This is a genomic window from Nocardia otitidiscaviarum (genome assembly GCF_007362295.1).
GTDB classification, from domain to species: Bacteria; Actinomycetota; Actinomycetes; order Mycobacteriales; family Mycobacteriaceae; genus Nocardia; species Nocardia otitidiscaviarum.
In genome coordinates this window covers 5,455,042-5,470,290 of the sequence record NZ_CP041695.1, presented here as the reverse complement: position 1 = coordinate 5,470,290, position 15,249 = coordinate 5,455,042, and the positions used below count along the sequence as shown (strand labels likewise).

Here is a 15,249-nt window from a genome sequence, read left to right as displayed (position 1 = left end):
AAACTCGCCACAGGTTTGCTGAGATTTGCCGGCAAGGTGGTTCGATGGGAAATCGTGGAGCCTCGCACCGATCTCGCCGCCACCGTCGACGCCCTCATGCCCGAGCTGAAAGCCAAGCTCGTGCGGCTCGTATCGATTCCCTCCATCGCCTTCCCCGACTACCCGCGGGAGAATGTGCAGCGGGCGCACGACCTCGTTGCCGAAGAATTGCGATCCGCTGGAATCGGCGATATCAGAGTCCTCGAGCTGCCGCGCACCGCCCCGGTCGTGTACGGCCGCATCCCCGCCCCCGAGGGCGCGCCGACCGTGCTGCTGTACGCGCACTACGACGTCCAGCCGCCGGGTGACGCGGAACTGTGGCACACCCCGCCGTTCCGGCCGACCGAGCGGGACGGCGCGATCTACGGCCGCGGCGCGGCCGACTGCAAGGCCAATGTGATCGCCCATATCGCCGCGCTGCGCGCCTACGGCGGCACCCCGCCGGTGGGCGTGATCGTGGTGATCGAGGGTCAGGAGGAGTACGGCTCCGACTTCGACGACTATCCGGCCGCGCATCCCGAGCTGTTCCAGGCCGACGCCATGCTCATCTGCGATGCGGGCAATCTGCGGGCGGGCACGCCGACCCTGGTGACCGCGCTGCGCGGGGTGGCCGATGTCTTCGTGGAAGTGCGGACGCTGGCCGCGCCCGTGCACTCGGGCCAATTCGGCGGGGCCGCACCGGATGCCCTGCTGGCGCTCATGGCCGGACTGGCGACCCTGCACGACGCCGACGGCAATGTGGCGGTGCCCGGACTGCGCCGCGACACCTGGACCGGAGCCGACTACACCGAGACCGAATTCGCGGAGATCACCGGGATGACGCCGGATATGCCGCTGCTCGGTACCGGACCCATCGGGGAGCGGATCTGGTACGGCCCGGCGATCACCGTGATCGGACTCGACGCCCCGGCCGTGGAGACCGCCGCCTCGGCGGTGGTGCCCTACGCCCGCGCCTATCTGAACGTTCGCGTGCATCCGGAGCAGGACCCGGCCGAGGGACAGCGCGCGGTGATCGAGCATCTGCGCCGGGCCCGGCCCTTCGGCATCCCGCTGACGGTCAGCGGTGGCGATGTGGGCACCGGTTTCGCCGCCGGCACCGACGGCCCCGCCTACGCCGCCATGCGCGCGGCCATGGCGAAGGCGTGGGGGACCGACGCGGTGGATTCCGCCATGGGCGGTTCGATTCCGCTCACCAACTCCCTGGCCGCGGCCGCGCCGCACGCCGAGGTGCTCATGCTGGGCGTCGAGGACGCCAAGTGCAACATGCACGGCTACAACGAGCGGGTGCTGCTCAGCGAGCTGCGCAATGTGGCGGTGGCGGAGGCGGAGTTCTTCCGACTGTTCGCCCGCACCTTCGCCGAACGGGCGGGCCGATGAGCGATACCGCCACCGCCGATCCCGCATCTCCGGAACACGAGCGCAGGTGGACGTTCCCGTCCACCTACACGATCCTCGCGGGCGTCACGGTCCTGGTGTGGTTGGCGGCCTTCGTGATTCCGCCGGGGACCTACGACCACGACGACACCGGCCGCCCCGTCGCCGGGACCTATCACCGCCTCGACGAGTCGCAGGGTTTCGGCGACCGGCTGCGGGATCTGTTCCTGGCTCCCATCAACGGTCTCTACGGCGTGCAGGACGATGCGACCGGCCAGGTCGGCCCCGATATGTCGGGTGCGCTCTACGGCGCGGCGGCGGTATTCCTGTTCGTGCTGGCGGTCGGAGCCTTCATCACCGTCGCGTTCGGCACCGGCGCGCTCGACACCGGTATCGGCCGCCTGGCCTACGCCCTGCGGCGGCGTTCCTTCCTGCTGATCGTCGGCATCATGGTGGTCTTCGCCCTGGCGGGCACGGTGGAGGGATTCGCGGAGGAGACCCTCGGCTTCTACGCCCTGCTGGTGCCGCTCATGCTGGCCCTGGGCTACGACCGCATGACCGCGGTCGGCGCGATCATCTGCGGTGCGGGCGTCGGCGTGCTGTGCTCGACGGTGAACCCGTTCGCCACCGGCACCGCGTCCTCGGCGGCGGGCATCCCCATCGGTGACGGCATCGTGCTGCGCCTAGTCATGCTGGTGGTGCTGACCGCGGTCACCGTCGCCTACGTGCTCTGGTACGCGCGCCGCGTCCAGCGTGACCCCGAGAAGTCGTGGTCCGGTTGGCAACCCGGCGACCGGGAGGTGAAAGCCGAAGACCACGAACCGAACCCGATGACCCGCCGTCAGCAGGCCGTGCTGTGGCTGGTGATGCTGACCTTCGCCTTCATGATCTTCTCCATCATCCCGTGGGCCGAGGTGATCGACGGCCCGGACGCCACACCGTTCCCGTGGGAACTGGGTTGGTACTTCCCGGAACTCACCGCCCTGTTCCTGGTGGGCGCGGTGGTGATCGGCCTGGTCGGCGGCCTCGGCGAAACCCGCATGACGGAGGAGATCGGCAAGGGCTTCGGCGATTTCGTCGGCGCGGGCATCGTCATCGTCCTCGCCCGCGGCGTCACGGTGATCATGAACAACACCCAGATCACCAGCACCGTCCTACACGCCCTCGAGGGCGTCGTCACCGGCACCTCCTCCGCCTTCTTCGCGGTAGGAGTCTTCCTGGTGAACGTCCCCCTCGCCTTCCTCATCCCCTCCACCTCCGGCCACGCCACCCTCGCCATGCCCATCATGGCCCCCCTCGCCGACTTCGCGAACGTCCCCCGCTCCCTGGTCGTCACCGCCTGGCAGTCCGCCTCCGGCTGGGCCAACCTCGTCACCCCCACCACGGCCGTGGTCACCGGCGGCATCGCCCTGGCGAAGGTGCGCTACGACCGCTACGTCCGGTTCGTGGGTCCACTCATGGGGATTCTCTTCGTGCTGATCTGTGTGTTTCTGGCGGTGGGGGCCTGGATCGGCTGACAGCTCAGCGGTTTGCGCGGGTCCGAGACCGCTATCCGACGACTGCGGTGAGGTCGAGGCGGCTGAGGCGGTCGCGGTCGGAGATGAGGTCGATGGCGGCGATGCGGTCGCCGACGACCGTGAAGTTCATGATCGAGAACGGCTTGCCGTCGAGCGTGTTGACCAGCCCGGCGCCACCGTTGACGATCGCGGGGTGGACGGTGCACGCGGCCGTCATGCGCTGGAACGTCGCGGCCATGCCCGCCACCGCGGTCGCCCCGTGAATCACGCGCAGGGCGTCGGCGGAGTCGGCGCGCAACACCACGCCGGGGTCGAGTATGCGGAGCAGCTCGTCGAAGTCGCCCTGGCGGGCTGCCGCGAGGAAAGCGTCGACGACGCGGCGTTGCCTGGAACGGTCCGGGTCGGGGGTCGGCACGCTGCCTTGGACTCGACGGCGCGCCTGGCTGGCCAGCTTCTTCGCGGTCTGCGGGGTCCGGCCCACAATGGGGGCGATCTGCTCGTAGGGCACGGCGAACATATCGTGCAGGACGAACGCGAGCCGTTCGGCCGGGCTCAGTGTCTCGAGCACGATGAGCAGTCCCAATCCTACCGAATCCGCCAGCAGCGCTTGCTGTTCCGGGTCGACCGCAGCGTCCGCGAGGACAACCGGATCGGGCAGATGTTCGGCCTCGAGCGGTTGTTCGTGGCGAGACTTGCGTGAGCGCAGCATATCCAGGCAGACCCGCCCGACGACCGTGGTCAGCCAGCCGCCGAGATTGCCGATGTCGGAGGCGTCGGTGCGGGCCAGGCGCAGCCACGCTTCCTGGATGGCGTCGTCGGCATCGGTGAGCGAGCCGAGCATGCGGTAGGCCACCGAGCGCAGATGGGTGCGGTGCTCGTCGAACTTCTCGGCCAGAAACTGTTCATCGCGCACAGGGTCCTCCTCGATCGGAAACGTCACACGGATGACGAATCGCGGGCGGGGAGTGTGACCCGCCGCTGTCACGGACAGCCGACCCGACCCACCGCCGTCCGGTCGGAAGTCGTGACTACCAGCGTCTTTCCGTCCTCAGGTCACGTTCTCTCGATCGCGTCCGTCAGTGCACCGAACACGATCCGGCGCAACCGGCGAGCGGGCACACCGTTCTTCCGGAGGCGCGGATCACTCGTCTATCGGAAGGAACTCTCATGAGCGCGATCGATGTACACGGGACCGTCGCCGACGGATTCGGCGACGTCCGAGCGGAATTCGAGGCCGTGGTGGCCGAGGAGGACGGCGAGTCCGGCGCGCAGTTGGCCGCCTACGTGCGGGGCCGCAAGGTGGTCGACCTGTGGTCGGGCCCGGGGGTCACCGACACCACGGTCACCGGCCTGCACTCGTCCACGAAGGGAGCGGCGGGCCTGGTGGTGGGTCTGCTCATCCAGGACGGTGTGCTCGATGTCGACCTTCCGGTCGCTCACTACTGGCCACGGTTCGCCGCGGTCGGCAAAGACCGCATCACCGTGCGTGACGTGCTGGTGCACCGCTGCGGCGTGGTCGGCGCGGACGGCGGATTCACCGTCGCCGATCTGGCCGACGATCGCATCGTCGCCGAACGGCTGGTAGGGCAGCGGCCCTACTTCGAGCCGGGCACGACACAGGGCTACGGCGGGTTCGTCACCTACGCCATCGTCGGTGAGGTGGTGCGCGCCATCACCGGCAGCACCATCCAGCAGCTGTTCGAGCGGCGCGTCCGCGCACCCTACGACCTGGACGTGTACCTCGGCCTGCCCGCCGACCTCGATCACCGGTACCTGCCCATCCTGCCGTGGCGGTCGACAGCGGAGATGGAGGCGGCCTTCGCGGCGAATTCCCCCAATCCCTATGGAATCGCGGGTATCGCGTACAACCTGAACGCGCACGGCTTCACCCCGGCCGACGTCATGGCGCTGCCCAACGATAAGACGTTCCGGCGACTCGGCCAGGCATCGGCCGGCGGTGTCGGCAGCGCGCGCGGCCTGGCGGCGATGTACGCGGCGGCCATCACCGGGCTCGACGGGCGACCGCCGCTGCTCGATCTGGACACCATCGCCATCGTCTCCGAGATCCATTCCGGTGGAACCGATCTCGTTCGCGGTACCGTACCGTACGCGCTGGGGTTCGAAGCGAAGGGGCTGATCCACCAGTTCCTCGGCGCACATGCCTTCGGCCACACCGGATCCGGCGGCTCCGACGGCTTCGCCGACCCGCACAGCGGCCTCACCTACGGATACACCCGCCGCCGCGCCGCCTTCGCCTTCAACGCCCCCGAGAACGCCCGACTGGCGGCCGCACTGCACCGTGCCACCCGGTCAGCCGACCTCGCTCGTGCCGCCTGACGCATACCCCGACAACCAGGAGTCTCACATGACCATCTCCACCACCTCGAAGTTCCGTTCCCGCGCACTGCGATTCGCGAAATGGGTGCCCGTGGCGGCCGTACTGACCGAAACCGCCGTCGGCTCCTACTGGGACCTCGCCCGCATCTCCTATGTGCGGGAAGCGTTCGACCACCTCGGCTACCCCATGTATTTCGCGACCATCCTTGGCACCGCCAAAGTGGCGGCCCTGGCCGCCATCCTGACCCCCGGCCACCCGCGCACCAAGGAATGGGCCTACGCCGGACTGGTCTTCGTCTACGGCGGCGCCGCCGTCTCCCACCTCGCCGTGGGCGACGGCCCCGACAAATGGGCCATGCCCATCCTGTTCGCCGCCGCCACCTTCGCCGCCCGCGCCTGGCTGCCAACCGGCTCCACCGGCGTACTCGCCTCGCTCGGCAAGGCAGTCCCACCCGTCCGCCGCCCCGACAGCACCGAGGTCAAGACACCGAGCGTGACGACTCACTGCTGACGCCGCCCCACCGCCCCGCGAACCGACACCGCCGCGGGGCTTCGTACACCACTCGCACGCTCCTCGCCTCCAGCGATCCGCGCCGGGTGCCGTGCAGTCGTCGAACGCCCCCGGGTTGTCTGTGGCTACCAACATGATTGACCTCTGAGTGGTGTGGGTGATGGAGCCCCTGATGGCCGGTACTTCACGTGTTCCCCGAACCGCCGTACTGCGTGGGCGCACTCAGCGATCCGAGTTGTGTTGCGGCTCGTGGATTTCGGCTGTTCCCGGCCATCCGGGGTGAACTCAGTAGACACCCGACCGGGCCTGATTTGGCACATCCAGCTGCGCTAACCGCTCCGGAAGTGCCGCACTTCCAAATCAGGTACTTCCAGAACACGGCCACGTCGATAGCGAGGCTGACGCGTACAACGTCGGCGACGACGACCGACGACTCATGCTGAGCTTGGCGTAGGACATGGCGACGGCGGAAAAGAACTGGTGGCGAGCCTATGCCGATGGGCTGCGATCGGGGTTCGACCATTACATGAGCCTGGAGGATGCCGCCATCAGGCTGAGAATGTGGAAGCTGACCATCGTGCCCGGCATGCTCCAAACTCCCGAATACCGGCGCGCCGTGATCTGGATGGAAACGCCCAACCTGCCGCAGGACCAAGTGGAGAAACGTGTGGAGGTCGCCATGCGCCGTTGAGTCCGCTTGGAAGACACCATGTTCGAGCTGGACGTCCTGCTCTCGGAGATGGTTCTCCGTGACCGAATCGGCGGCCCCGGTGTGATGGCGGGCCAACTGCTGCACCTCGCGGATATGGCGCAGCGACCGAACGTATCCATTCGCGTCATCCCGTTCGACGCTCCAGGGCATTCCGGCTCGCTCGTGGGATCGTTCGTGTTCCTGGAGTTCCCCAAACTACCCGCTACCGGCTTACAGGAACCCCCGGTCGTTTACGTGGAAGGCTACGCGGGTGACCTCTATCTGGAACGGGATCCTGAGGTGACGCGCTATCGCGACGCATACGCGCAGATCCGCCGGGTAGCTTTGGACGAGAACACATCCCGACAACTCATACTGTCGCTAGCCAAGGAGTGCGAAGCGTGAGCAGCGATCTAGCCGGAGCCCTATGGTTCAAGAGCAGCCGCAGTCATGGGAGCGGTGAATGCGTCGAGGTTGCCTACCTTGCCGGTGGCCGAGTTGGTGTTCGCGACTCGAAGGATTCTGCGGGACCTCCGCTGGTCTTTGCCCCCGGCGAGTGGGATGCCTTCGTAACGGGTGTGCAGACCGGCGAATTCGATACCGGCATGAGTTTGACTTGAGCGAGTGACGGCCGACCGTAGACCCTCACTACTCGACATCTCCCGTGATCGCCCGGAGGCTGAGAGTGAACTCGCGCCAGTCTGCGGCTCGCCACTCGATATTGCTCTCGGTAGGAGGATCCGCCTCATCGTCCTCCCCCTCATGGTCCCAGTGCCAAACTGACCCGAAATCTTCCTGGCGAGTCGAGATGGCGATGAGGTTTCCGTACTCGTCATCCGCCACGGGCAACAGCCAATCCGGCAAGCGTTCGCTGAACACCGACAACTTCCACCACAGGCTCTGCCAGTTGGGTGCACCATTACGAAGGCTGAAGACTTCTTTCACGGCTTGATCATTCGGCTCCATTCTCCCGCCGCCGTGAGCAAGCATGAACCGACGATAGTCGGCGGGTAGAGGTCGCTCCAGCAGCCGCTCGAGCCGGTCGAGATCAGCGGCATCCGCAGGTGCTTCGGCATGTTCGAGACCGACTTTCATCGTTTCAGTCTTTTCCTGTCCAGTGCAAATCGACCGGTATGTCCCCCGGCTCTACCTCAAAAGGGTGGGCTCGCCGTATACCGATCGGAGCCGCTGACGCTGCACAGGGTGCCTCCGACAGTGACGGTGTGGTGGATGTCGCGGTGAGTGCGCAGGTGTCGTCGCCCTGGCGGGATGTAGACGTGGAGTAGCTCGGTGAGCGTGTTGACCGCGGGGCCGGGGTTCAGTACTGGTGGATCGGGTTGTGGGTCAACGGGTTCCACCCGTGTCGCGGCCACCGGTGTATGCGGGAAGAGGAATTTCGCGCCTTCGGGGCTGGTGATGATCGTATCGCCGGTGGGCGTGCGCCATTCGATGCGCCGGTGTGGATGGTGGGTGACCGTCCACCCGTTGAGTCCGTGGTCGGCCAGGGTCTTGAGGCGATGGTGGCGGCGGCAGCGGCAGCCGAGGTTGTGCACGGTGGTGGGTCCGCCGGTGACGGGAGAGTGGTGGTCGAAGGGCTGTTGGTGATCGAGGTCGGTGGCCGCGGCCGAGACCGAGCAGCCGGGAGCCCGGCAGGTTCCATCGAGTGCCCGCACACGCGTGGCGACGGTGGCGCTGGGCCGGTACCGCAATTCTGGTGGGTTCGCCGGTGCTGGCGAGGGTTCCGGGAGGTGTGCGGGCGGGTCCGCGGTGCTGTCGTTGGTGGGTTCGATTGCGGCCGGTGCGGGATTGATGTCGGCGTATTCGCTGCTTGCCGAGGCGCGGTGGGCGGCGGCGGGTGTGGTCGCCGCCGGTGCACGGCGGCCAGCCGGCAGGGTCGCCACTGGGCCGGAGCCGGTGTCGACGCCAGTGTCTGTGGACCCGGTCGCAGTCCGCGACTCCGCAGTGTGGAGATCGATGGTGTCGCTCGTGTGGAGTGTGGTGCCACTCGTGTGCGATGTGGCGGAGCCGCGACGGATCTCGTCGCTGGTTTCGGTGATCACATGGAAGCGGGCGTGGCGGGCGATCTGCCGCGCCAGATCGGCGTCGATCGCCCCGAACCCGGCCAACAATCCGGGATTGTCCTGCACCCCCGCCAGGGTCGCCGCGCTGACACCGACCTGCACCAACGCCCGCCGCGCCACCGGCACCGGCACGGTCGGGTCCCGGCGGGCACACTCGGGCAATGTGCAGCCGCAGATCAGTCGCCCGCGCCCGTCGGCCAACGCCACCAAGGCATCAGCGCGCCGCTGGTTCATCGTGCGCGGATCAGCGGCACAACACTGACTGACCGCCATCTCCCGCAACCGTTCGAACAACGTCCACCCCCCGGCCGCGGGCAACACGGCATCGACCAGGGCGGTGCCGTCGTCGGCCGCCCGCACGGCCACGTAGCGTTCGCGTTCGGCCTCACGACGCCGTCGCGCCTGCCCGGCGGGGTCGAGCTCGAGCAGCCGCCTGCGGATGATGCGCCGCAACCGCGCAGGATCACACCCCTCGGCACGAGCGACCACCGTCTCTTCCAACTCCGCGACGGTGTCGTCGGGTGCGTTGACCAGGGTGTCGTGGATCGCGCGTACCCGCGCCAGATCGATCCGTCCCTGCGCGAACGCCCGCCGGGTCGCGGGCAACCGCCCCAATCCCATCCCGAGCGCGATCAGCCCGTCCGCGCTGCGCTGCGAGACCCGCACCGCCACACCGATTTCGGTCGCCGCCGACTCCCCGGCATACCGTGCCGCGACCCCGGCCTCGAGCTGCTGGGCGCGCCGCAGCCGATACAGCCGCGTCATCAACGCCACCTCCTCGGCCTGGGCGGCGGCGATCTGCGCGTGTACCTCCCGCAGCCGCGCGACCAGCTCGTAGCTGGTGGCCTCGACCGCGACGGTTTCGCTCATGTGTTCGAATCTACCGTCCGCGACTGCGACACGAAACCCCAGCTAGAGCGACATGCCGAAGAAATTCAACCTTTCGATATGGCACGAAGCTGATCGAATGCTCGGTGCGATGGGATGCGATCGACGAACCTCATGATCCGAGCAGAGTCGTCCGTAATCCGCCTGGAGGTGTTATCTGTTCTCTCACGGTTCGCTCAGCACTGTGTTAGGGGTGCGCTGGAAGAATTGCAGCTACCCAAGATCGTCCCTCCGAGTTCGGGAGCAGCCATGGAGATGGAGCCCTTCACCGTCACTCTCGCGCGGACGGGTCAGGCGGCGCAGCAGGAAGAAACCACGGTTGACGAGTTGTTGATCGCCTATCCCGGTGGCCCCGAGATCCGGATAAGCCTCCAGACCCTCGACGGCCGGCCTCACTTCGCTCTTGGGATCGACTCGACGCCTGATTCCGAGATCCTGCACGTTTTCGAGCTTCTACCGGCCGCGGCCAACGCCTTCAGGATTCGGACGGAATCCCGTCGTCGGGTAACCAAGCCGACTCACTGACTTCGCGGAGGTCCGCCAGTGCCCGCCGCGTCGCAGCCGTTCAATCAGTCAGCTACACGGCTGAATTGGATGCTCGATGTCTCGTTGTCGCGTTTGATGAGGAACCGGTCGAGTAAATCGAACAGGACTTCAAGGACGAGATCCTCCTGTTCGGGTGTCAGTTCGGTGAGGAAATCCCGGTCCGGGAGCGCGATCTGCTCGATCTGAGTCCACCAGGTCAGATTCGCCCCGACCTCATGGTTGCTCATGAGCCATTCGCTGAAGCCGGTCAAGCCTGCTCCACCGTATCTGCGGGCGGCATAGTCGTAGCCGTCCAGGAAGCTGGTCACGCCCCGCAGCGACGTTCGCCCGATATACATTCCCGGCCGCTGGGCGAACAGCCAAATATATTGACGTTCAGTGAGTTCGCCGAAGTCGGTGACAATCTCCCCGTCCACGGTCAACTGTAGGTTGGCCCGGTATGCCACAGGCGTGCTGTCATCCGTCGCCACACACACTCCGATCATGGTGGTTGCCGTCATCCTGGAACCACGTTGCCATGCCGCCCATTACCGGGTGCGACGGCAATATGACGTGGAAGCCATCTCGAACCGCACGAGACTCGGCTCTGAGGCGCGTTCGGCCACTTCTATTCGAATACGGACGTAGTCGGCGGATTCCTCGCCTGGACCGACCGCGGCGAAGACCAGGCTCTGCGGGAACCTGATACGGGGCATAGCCAGCGTACCGAGCAGCCGCCGCTACGCCCCGGTCAGGATCTCCGCCTCGGGTGCGGCCGAAACCACGTCGGTGACCGCTGAGTGCGCGGCGGCGGCATCGGCGGCGGGCGCGTGGGCGGGGTAGTAGTCGGCGGTTCTGGTGCCGGTGAAGTAGTCGGTGGCCCAGCCGACCGCGAGCGTCTGCAGGGTCGAGATGTTCACCGATTTCGGGTCGCCACACACCAGGTCGCCCAGGGTGTCTCCGCTGGGGCCTTCGGCGTCGGTGTGAACACCGGTACCGATGCGGATGCCGAGGTAGCGGCGGTGCAGCAATCGCTGGAGGGTGTCGGTGCCGACGCCGAAGAGATTGCACGGTGAGGGTTTCGCGGCGATATCGAGAATCGGTAGGTCGGTGTGGTCGAGATCGGTGAGCGCTTGGTCGGTGTTGTCACCGAGGAAGGACTTCACCGGGTCGAGCAGGATGAGTCCGCGCAGGTCGGCGAAGGCGGCGGGGTGGTCGGTGTGCAGTCGGCGCGCGACGTATTCGACGGCCTCGCCGCCGGCGGAGTGCCCGACGAAGACCGTCTGCCGCGGCAGTCGCAGATCCGGGCGGTGCGCCGTCGCGGTAGCCGCCGCGAAGCTGCGCGCCAGCGAGTTGGTGGGTTCGGCGTCGGTGGCGAACAGGTCGGCGATGTTCCCGAGGAATCCGGTGTTGTCGCCGAGGTTCTGCAGGGTGCATCCGGCCGGGTCCATGAACGGCAGCGAGGGTGCGAAGACGACGTATCCGGCAGCGGCGAAATGCTCGGCGAGGCTGGCCACATTCGCATTGCTCCGCGCGAAACCGTGTTGCAGCCAGATCAGGCCACCGGCGGGTCCGTCGGGCAGGTACCAGTCGGCGTTCAGATGCCGGACTGCATCGCCACAGGCGATATCGACGGTCTCCGGTACCCGGTCGGGTTCGGCGTGCGCGACGGGTGTCGCGGCGGTCGCCACGGCGCAGGCGGCGGCGAACATGGCAGTGAGTACGAGACGACGAAGGTTCATCACCACTCCTGTGCGGAAACACGCTGCTCCCGGGCGGGAGCATGGATTATCTGGACATACGCCCAATTGGGAACCTCGAGTGGGGCGCTGTCAAACGGACGGCAACAGATCACACAGGCAGGCGGAGGGAGGTCGACGTCGCATCATCGGCAGCAGTACTGACTCGGGAACTTCAACGGACTGTCCATCGAGCGCGCCTGGACGGGTCAGGTTCAGATTTGCGGGCGATGCCTGCGAGAGCCGCACCGCGACAACGATTTCGGTCGCGGCCGGGTCCCCGGCATACCGCGCCGCGACCTCTCGGTCCGGGTGAGGGCGATTCCACTGCGTATTCGATCGGTGTCGGGGACAATAGGCAGTTATCCGACCCTCCACGTGACCGAGGTGATCCGCATGCCCCCGACTTCCGGCAAGGCTCAGCTGTTCACCGACCGCGACTACGGCGGCGCGAGCGCGACTCTCGAGACCGGCACCTACAACATGGCCGGATCCGAGGTCGGCGACGACTCCCTCTCATCACTGCAGGTCGCACCCGGATACGCGGTCACCGTCTACGCCCTCGCCGACTGTCAGGGCGCGAGTACGACATTCACCACCGACACCGCCTACGTCGGCGACGCGTTCAACGACACCATCTCCTCGGTCCGGGTCGACACTGCCGGTTCCTCGTCGACCGGCGCACCCGCGCAAGACCAACAGGTCGTGTTTGTTCAGCCACCGAGCTACTAGAGGCACAACAGCGCCGACGAACCTGTCGAATCCTGTCCGTCACTGCGTTCAGCCTCGCAGTGATCCGTCACGGCGGAGACGTTCGGAAACGGCTTTGATCGATCCGTCACACCCTGCGCCGCACCGTCAACGCCATCAGGCGCTCCGCAGTCTCGCACGGATCACCGGTGGCCGACTGTACCCACCAGGTGACCGCGCCCGAATCGCTGGTGGTGACCCCGCAGGTAGCGGGATGCCCCGGCCGACGTTGGGAAAAGCCCTGCCAGCCAGCAGAAGTGATGGCGGTGACCTGGTAGCCGAGTTGTCGCGCTATCCCCTCCTCCCGTTCCATCGAGCCGTTCTCCAGCCAGCCGAAGGTCAGGTCAACGCGTCCGCCGATGCGCCACATGCACACGGCCCCATGGAAATACATTTCCGACCGGCCGGATTCGCCGACGGTCGACATGATGTCGTCCGGCGGGACCGCCGTGCATTCGTGGAGTAGTTCGTCGAGGCGTCCGGGTGGTTGCGTGGGGGCTGGTGCCCAGGCGTGTGCCCGGTCCACGGTCAGCCGGGCCAGCGGCCGCAGGACCGTGCAGTCGATGCCGGGGGCGAGGATGAGCCAGTGGAAGAAGTCCGCGCCGTCCTGGACCGCGACCTGGCACAGGCTCGTCGCGTTGGCGGTGAAGCCGTGGAAGCCGTCGATGGAGAAGTCCGCCACGGTCTTTCCGCTGACGGTGGCGATGGTGCGTTCGCGTTCGATGGGGCTGTCACGGAACCAGGTGAACATGACCCGCCGGTCCCGGCCGGGTGATTCCCAGACGCATTTGAGGCCGTTGCGGGCGACGGCCGCCAGGGTGGGCAGGCCCGTGATGGTGCGGATGTCGTCGTCGCGCGCGCCGCCGCACTCGCCGAGGAACGCGCCCGCGGAAGGGGACGAATCAGGCTCCGGTGGGCTGTCTTTCGGGCAACCGGACAGGAGTCCGGCGAACAGTGTCGCCGTGGCGATCACCATGGTCTTCCGCATGTATCCCCCTCGCACCAGCCCTGCTCGCGGGTGATCGGTGCGACCGCGCCGGGGGCCTTACTCCGGGATGCCCAGCAGCGCGGCCTGCACCTGCCGCAGCCGGTCCACGTCGCCGCGGATACCGGCCGCCGTGTCGTTGTAGAGGAAAGCTTCCAACAGCCGGATGAGAGTGTAGGCGAGCAGCTGCCGGTCCAGGATGGCGTGGTAGCCGTCCTCGTCCTCGGTGCGGGTGATGAGGTCCTCCACCGCGGCGACGGCCTTGGGCTGCACCGGTCCGTCGCTGGCGGTCAGCACCTTCAAGCCCACCAGGCGTTCGTTGTCCAGGTACCGCTGCAGCGGCGCGCTCGCGGCCAGCCAGTGGTTGGTGCGGTCCAGGGCTTCCAGGATGCGGTGTGCGCCTGTGGTTTTCCGGCGGCTGTCGGCGAGCCGCAGCAGGCTTTCGAACTCATCGGCCAGAACCGCGCCCATGAGCCCGTCCCGGGAGCCGAACCACCGGTAGATCGAGGCCCGGCTCAGGCCCAGTTCGGCGGCGACGGCTTGGACGTCGACCCGCTCGCCCGCCAGGAAGGCCCGCCGGGCGAGTTCGACGACCTCCGCCTTGGTGGCCGAGGCCGGACGCCCGGGGGAGCGGACGGGCTGCTGCCGAGTACTCACCGAGAAAATGATACGGCGTGTATCTCATGTATCTAACTCGGTGGTCACGGTCCCGAGTCAGCGCAGTGCGCTCGCCAGGGAGTTGCGCTCCACACTGACGAACGTGTCGTCGGCGGGCAGCAGCCACTCGGGTCCGACGAAATACCGTTTCGCCGTCTCGTCCCCGAGCGCGAGATAGCGCAGCCAGGCCACCGCCACTCCGGCGGAACGATAGTGCGCGAGCCCGTCCACCGGCGAGAAATGGCTGACTCCACGAGCATTCGCGATCCAGGCCGGGGCGTGCACGGTCAGGTCGTACTGCCACCAGCGCACCCACGCGCCATCGGGAACCACGAAATCGTCGGAGCCGGTGAGGAACAGCGTCGGCACCCCGATCGACGCCCCGATGGCCAGTGGACCGGGTTGGACGGCCAGCACCCCGGCGACCCGCAGCCCCGGATCGACGAGCCCGGCGACGCCGGGAAACAGTGCGCCCGCCTGCAACGCCGCCTGGCCACCGCCCGAATGTCCGGCGAAAACCGTGCGGCCGAGGTCGATACGGTTGTGCAGCGGGGAATTCGGATCCCGGTGCGCGACCACCGCCGCCGCCACACCCAGTGCCGGGACGTGGATCAGGGAGTTGAAGAACTCGTAGGGGATCACGACCACGAAGCCGTGACTCGCCCACTGCCGCGCCATGGCGTCGTACATGCCCGGGTTGGCGTGGTAGCCGGGCGTCAGGACGATCAGCGGTACGGGCGGCAACGCGGCGATATCGGCCGGGTGATAGACGTTCACGCCGACGGGCGAGTCGAGCCCGTTCGGAAACGCCCGGGTGCAGGTGAGATCGTCGCGATTGCCCAACGCCTGGACCGCGAGCTGCTGCACCATGCCCCACACCGATTCCCGGCACGGATCGATGCGCACCGTGGTGGCCACCGGATGCGGGCCGGGGGTGTTGAACAGGTTCTGGACGGTCGGCGCGGGCGGGTGCGTCGGTTCCTGCGCCGTCGCGGTTCCGGCGATCCCCAGCATGGCCACCACGATCGCCACGACCGATACCGCGACCGCGCGCGGCCCCGCTGTGGCCAGATTTCGTCTCGTCACGGTCCTCCCCATCGAGGCCCCTCCTCGTCTCGCTTCGCCGTGAGTGGCCGATGCGGGGGCGCTCGGCCA

At 67.3% G+C, this 15,249-nt stretch carries 15 protein-coding genes and 1 pseudogene; 8 read left to right on the top strand and 8 right to left on the bottom strand.

Annotated elements, in window-relative coordinates; translation table 11 throughout:
- Nucleotides 1–54 precede the first annotated feature (54 nt).
- Together FOH10_RS24505 and FOH10_RS24500 are read left to right on the top strand one after the other, a co-directional pair.
- Complete coding sequence (locus FOH10_RS24505) at nucleotides 55–1,416, top strand: M20/M25/M40 family metallo-hydrolase (protein WP_244961362.1); 1,362 nt, start codon at nucleotides 55–57, stop codon at nucleotides 1,414–1,416.
- On the top strand, nucleotides 1,413–2,930 hold the full coding sequence (locus tag FOH10_RS24500) for a YfcC family protein (RefSeq protein WP_143982501.1): 1,518 nt from the start codon (nucleotides 1,413–1,415) through the stop codon (nucleotides 2,928–2,930). The genes FOH10_RS24505 and FOH10_RS24500 overlap by 4 nt, the downstream gene beginning before the upstream one ends.
- 31 nt (nucleotides 2,931–2,961) lie before the next feature.
- Here FOH10_RS24500 and FOH10_RS24495 read toward each other — a convergent pair whose 3' ends face one another.
- Nucleotides 2,962–3,843: a sigma-70 family RNA polymerase sigma factor gene (locus FOH10_RS24495; RefSeq protein ID WP_143982500.1), complete on the bottom strand. Its 882-nt coding sequence runs from the start codon at nucleotides 3,841–3,843 to the stop codon at nucleotides 2,962–2,964.
- Between the two features lie 254 nt (nucleotides 3,844–4,097).
- Between FOH10_RS24495 and FOH10_RS24490 the strand changes: the two genes are divergently transcribed.
- From FOH10_RS24490 to FOH10_RS24470, 4 genes and pseudogenes are all read left to right on the top strand, one after another.
- Entirely contained in the window at nucleotides 4,098–5,267 is a 1,170-nt protein-coding gene (locus tag FOH10_RS24490; protein WP_143982499.1) for a serine hydrolase domain-containing protein, read from the top strand.
- Nucleotides 5,268–5,295: 28 nt separating this feature from the next.
- Nucleotides 5,296–5,778: a DoxX family protein gene (locus FOH10_RS24485; RefSeq protein ID WP_143982498.1), complete on the top strand. Its 483-nt coding sequence runs from the start codon at nucleotides 5,296–5,298 to the stop codon at nucleotides 5,776–5,778.
- A gap of 457 nt (nucleotides 5,779–6,235) precedes the next feature.
- Nucleotides 6,236–6,874, top strand: a pseudogene (locus FOH10_RS24475) (DUF5753 domain-containing protein).
- On the top strand, nucleotides 6,871–7,089 hold the full coding sequence (locus FOH10_RS24470; protein ID WP_143982495.1) for a DUF397 domain-containing protein: 219 nt from the start codon (nucleotides 6,871–6,873) through the stop codon (nucleotides 7,087–7,089). The pseudogene FOH10_RS24475 and the gene FOH10_RS24470 overlap by 4 nt, the downstream one beginning before the upstream one ends.
- A 28-nt stretch (nucleotides 7,090–7,117) precedes the next feature.
- Here the strand turns inward: FOH10_RS24470 and FOH10_RS24465 are convergent, their stop codons facing one another.
- Together FOH10_RS24465 and FOH10_RS24460 are read right to left on the bottom strand one after the other, a co-directional pair.
- Entirely contained in the window at nucleotides 7,118–7,564 is a 447-nt protein-coding gene (locus FOH10_RS24465; RefSeq protein ID WP_143982494.1) for an SMI1/KNR4 family protein, read from the bottom strand.
- Nucleotides 7,565–7,620: 56 nt separating this feature from the next.
- Nucleotides 7,621–9,420, bottom strand: coding sequence for an HNH endonuclease signature motif containing protein (locus FOH10_RS24460; protein WP_143982493.1), 1,800 nt, complete (start codon nucleotides 9,418–9,420; stop codon nucleotides 7,621–7,623).
- A gap of 267 nt (nucleotides 9,421–9,687) precedes the next feature.
- On the opposite strand from FOH10_RS24460, the gene FOH10_RS24455 reads away from it, so the two are divergent.
- The gene (locus tag FOH10_RS24455) at nucleotides 9,688–9,963 is read left to right on the top strand and encodes a hypothetical protein (RefSeq protein ID WP_143982492.1); all 276 of its coding nucleotides are present in this window, start codon (nucleotides 9,688–9,690) and stop codon (nucleotides 9,961–9,963) included.
- A gap of 44 nt (nucleotides 9,964–10,007) precedes the next feature.
- On the opposite strand, the gene FOH10_RS24450 is transcribed toward FOH10_RS24455, so the two are convergent.
- Together FOH10_RS24450 and FOH10_RS24445 are read right to left on the bottom strand one after the other, a co-directional pair.
- Nucleotides 10,008–10,484, bottom strand: coding sequence for a hypothetical protein (locus FOH10_RS24450; protein ID WP_143982491.1), 477 nt, complete (start codon nucleotides 10,482–10,484; stop codon nucleotides 10,008–10,010).
- Between the two features lie 219 nt (nucleotides 10,485–10,703).
- Nucleotides 10,704–11,705 (bottom strand): alpha/beta hydrolase, encoded by a 1,002-nt coding sequence (locus tag FOH10_RS24445; RefSeq protein ID WP_143982490.1) that lies wholly within the window; start codon nucleotides 11,703–11,705, stop codon nucleotides 10,704–10,706.
- Nucleotides 11,706–12,098: 393 nt separating this feature from the next.
- Between FOH10_RS24445 and FOH10_RS24440 the strand changes: the two genes are divergently transcribed.
- Entirely contained in the window at nucleotides 12,099–12,434 is a 336-nt protein-coding gene (locus FOH10_RS24440) for a beta/gamma crystallin family protein (RefSeq protein WP_143982489.1), read from the top strand.
- A gap of 106 nt (nucleotides 12,435–12,540) precedes the next feature.
- On the opposite strand, the gene FOH10_RS24435 is transcribed toward FOH10_RS24440, so the two are convergent.
- The 3 genes from FOH10_RS24435 to FOH10_RS24425 are packed head-to-tail and all read right to left on the bottom strand — an operon-like array spanning nucleotide 12,541 to nucleotide 15,192.
- A complete protein-coding gene (locus FOH10_RS24435) occupies nucleotides 12,541–13,440 on the bottom strand; it encodes a DUF3558 family protein (protein ID WP_143982488.1) in 900 nt (299 codons plus the stop codon).
- Between the two features lie 57 nt (nucleotides 13,441–13,497).
- On the bottom strand, nucleotides 13,498–14,094 hold the full coding sequence (locus FOH10_RS24430; protein WP_244961361.1) for a TetR/AcrR family transcriptional regulator: 597 nt from the start codon (nucleotides 14,092–14,094) through the stop codon (nucleotides 13,498–13,500).
- 57 nt (nucleotides 14,095–14,151) lie between these two features.
- A complete protein-coding gene (locus tag FOH10_RS24425) occupies nucleotides 14,152–15,192 on the bottom strand; it encodes a poly(ethylene terephthalate) hydrolase family protein (RefSeq protein WP_143982486.1) in 1,041 nt (346 codons plus the stop codon).
- Nucleotides 15,193–15,249: the final 57 nt, after the last annotated feature.

Excerpts from the sequence above, each read along its gene's own strand:
- FOH10_RS24500 (WP_143982501.1), top strand. The coding sequence starts at position 1,413 with ATGAGCGATACCGCCACCGCCGATCCCGCATCTCCGGAACACGAGCGC.
- FOH10_RS24490 (WP_143982499.1), top strand. The coding sequence starts at position 4,098 with ATGAGCGCGATCGATGTACACGGGACCGTCGCCGACGGATTCGGCGAC.
- FOH10_RS24485 (WP_143982498.1), top strand. The coding sequence starts at position 5,296 with ATGACCATCTCCACCACCTCGAAGTTCCGTTCCCGCGCACTGCGATTC.
- FOH10_RS24465 (WP_143982494.1), bottom strand. The coding sequence starts at position 7,564 with ATGAAAGTCGGTCTCGAACATGCCGAAGCACCTGCGGATGCCGCTGAT.
- FOH10_RS24460 (WP_143982493.1), bottom strand. The coding sequence starts at position 9,420 with ATGAGCGAAACCGTCGCGGTCGAGGCCACCAGCTACGAGCTGGTCGCG.
- FOH10_RS24455 (WP_143982492.1), top strand. The coding sequence starts at position 9,688 with ATGGAGATGGAGCCCTTCACCGTCACTCTCGCGCGGACGGGTCAGGCG.
- FOH10_RS24450 (WP_143982491.1), bottom strand. The coding sequence starts at position 10,484 with ATGACGGCAACCACCATGATCGGAGTGTGTGTGGCGACGGATGACAGC.
- FOH10_RS24445 (WP_143982490.1), bottom strand. The coding sequence starts at position 11,705 with ATGAACCTTCGTCGTCTCGTACTCACTGCCATGTTCGCCGCCGCCTGC.
- FOH10_RS24440 (WP_143982489.1), top strand. The coding sequence starts at position 12,099 with ATGCCCCCGACTTCCGGCAAGGCTCAGCTGTTCACCGACCGCGACTAC.
- FOH10_RS24435 (WP_143982488.1), bottom strand. The coding sequence starts at position 13,440 with ATGCGGAAGACCATGGTGATCGCCACGGCGACACTGTTCGCCGGACTC.
- FOH10_RS24425 (WP_143982486.1), bottom strand. The coding sequence starts at position 15,192 with ATGGGGAGGACCGTGACGAGACGAAATCTGGCCACAGCGGGGCCGCGC.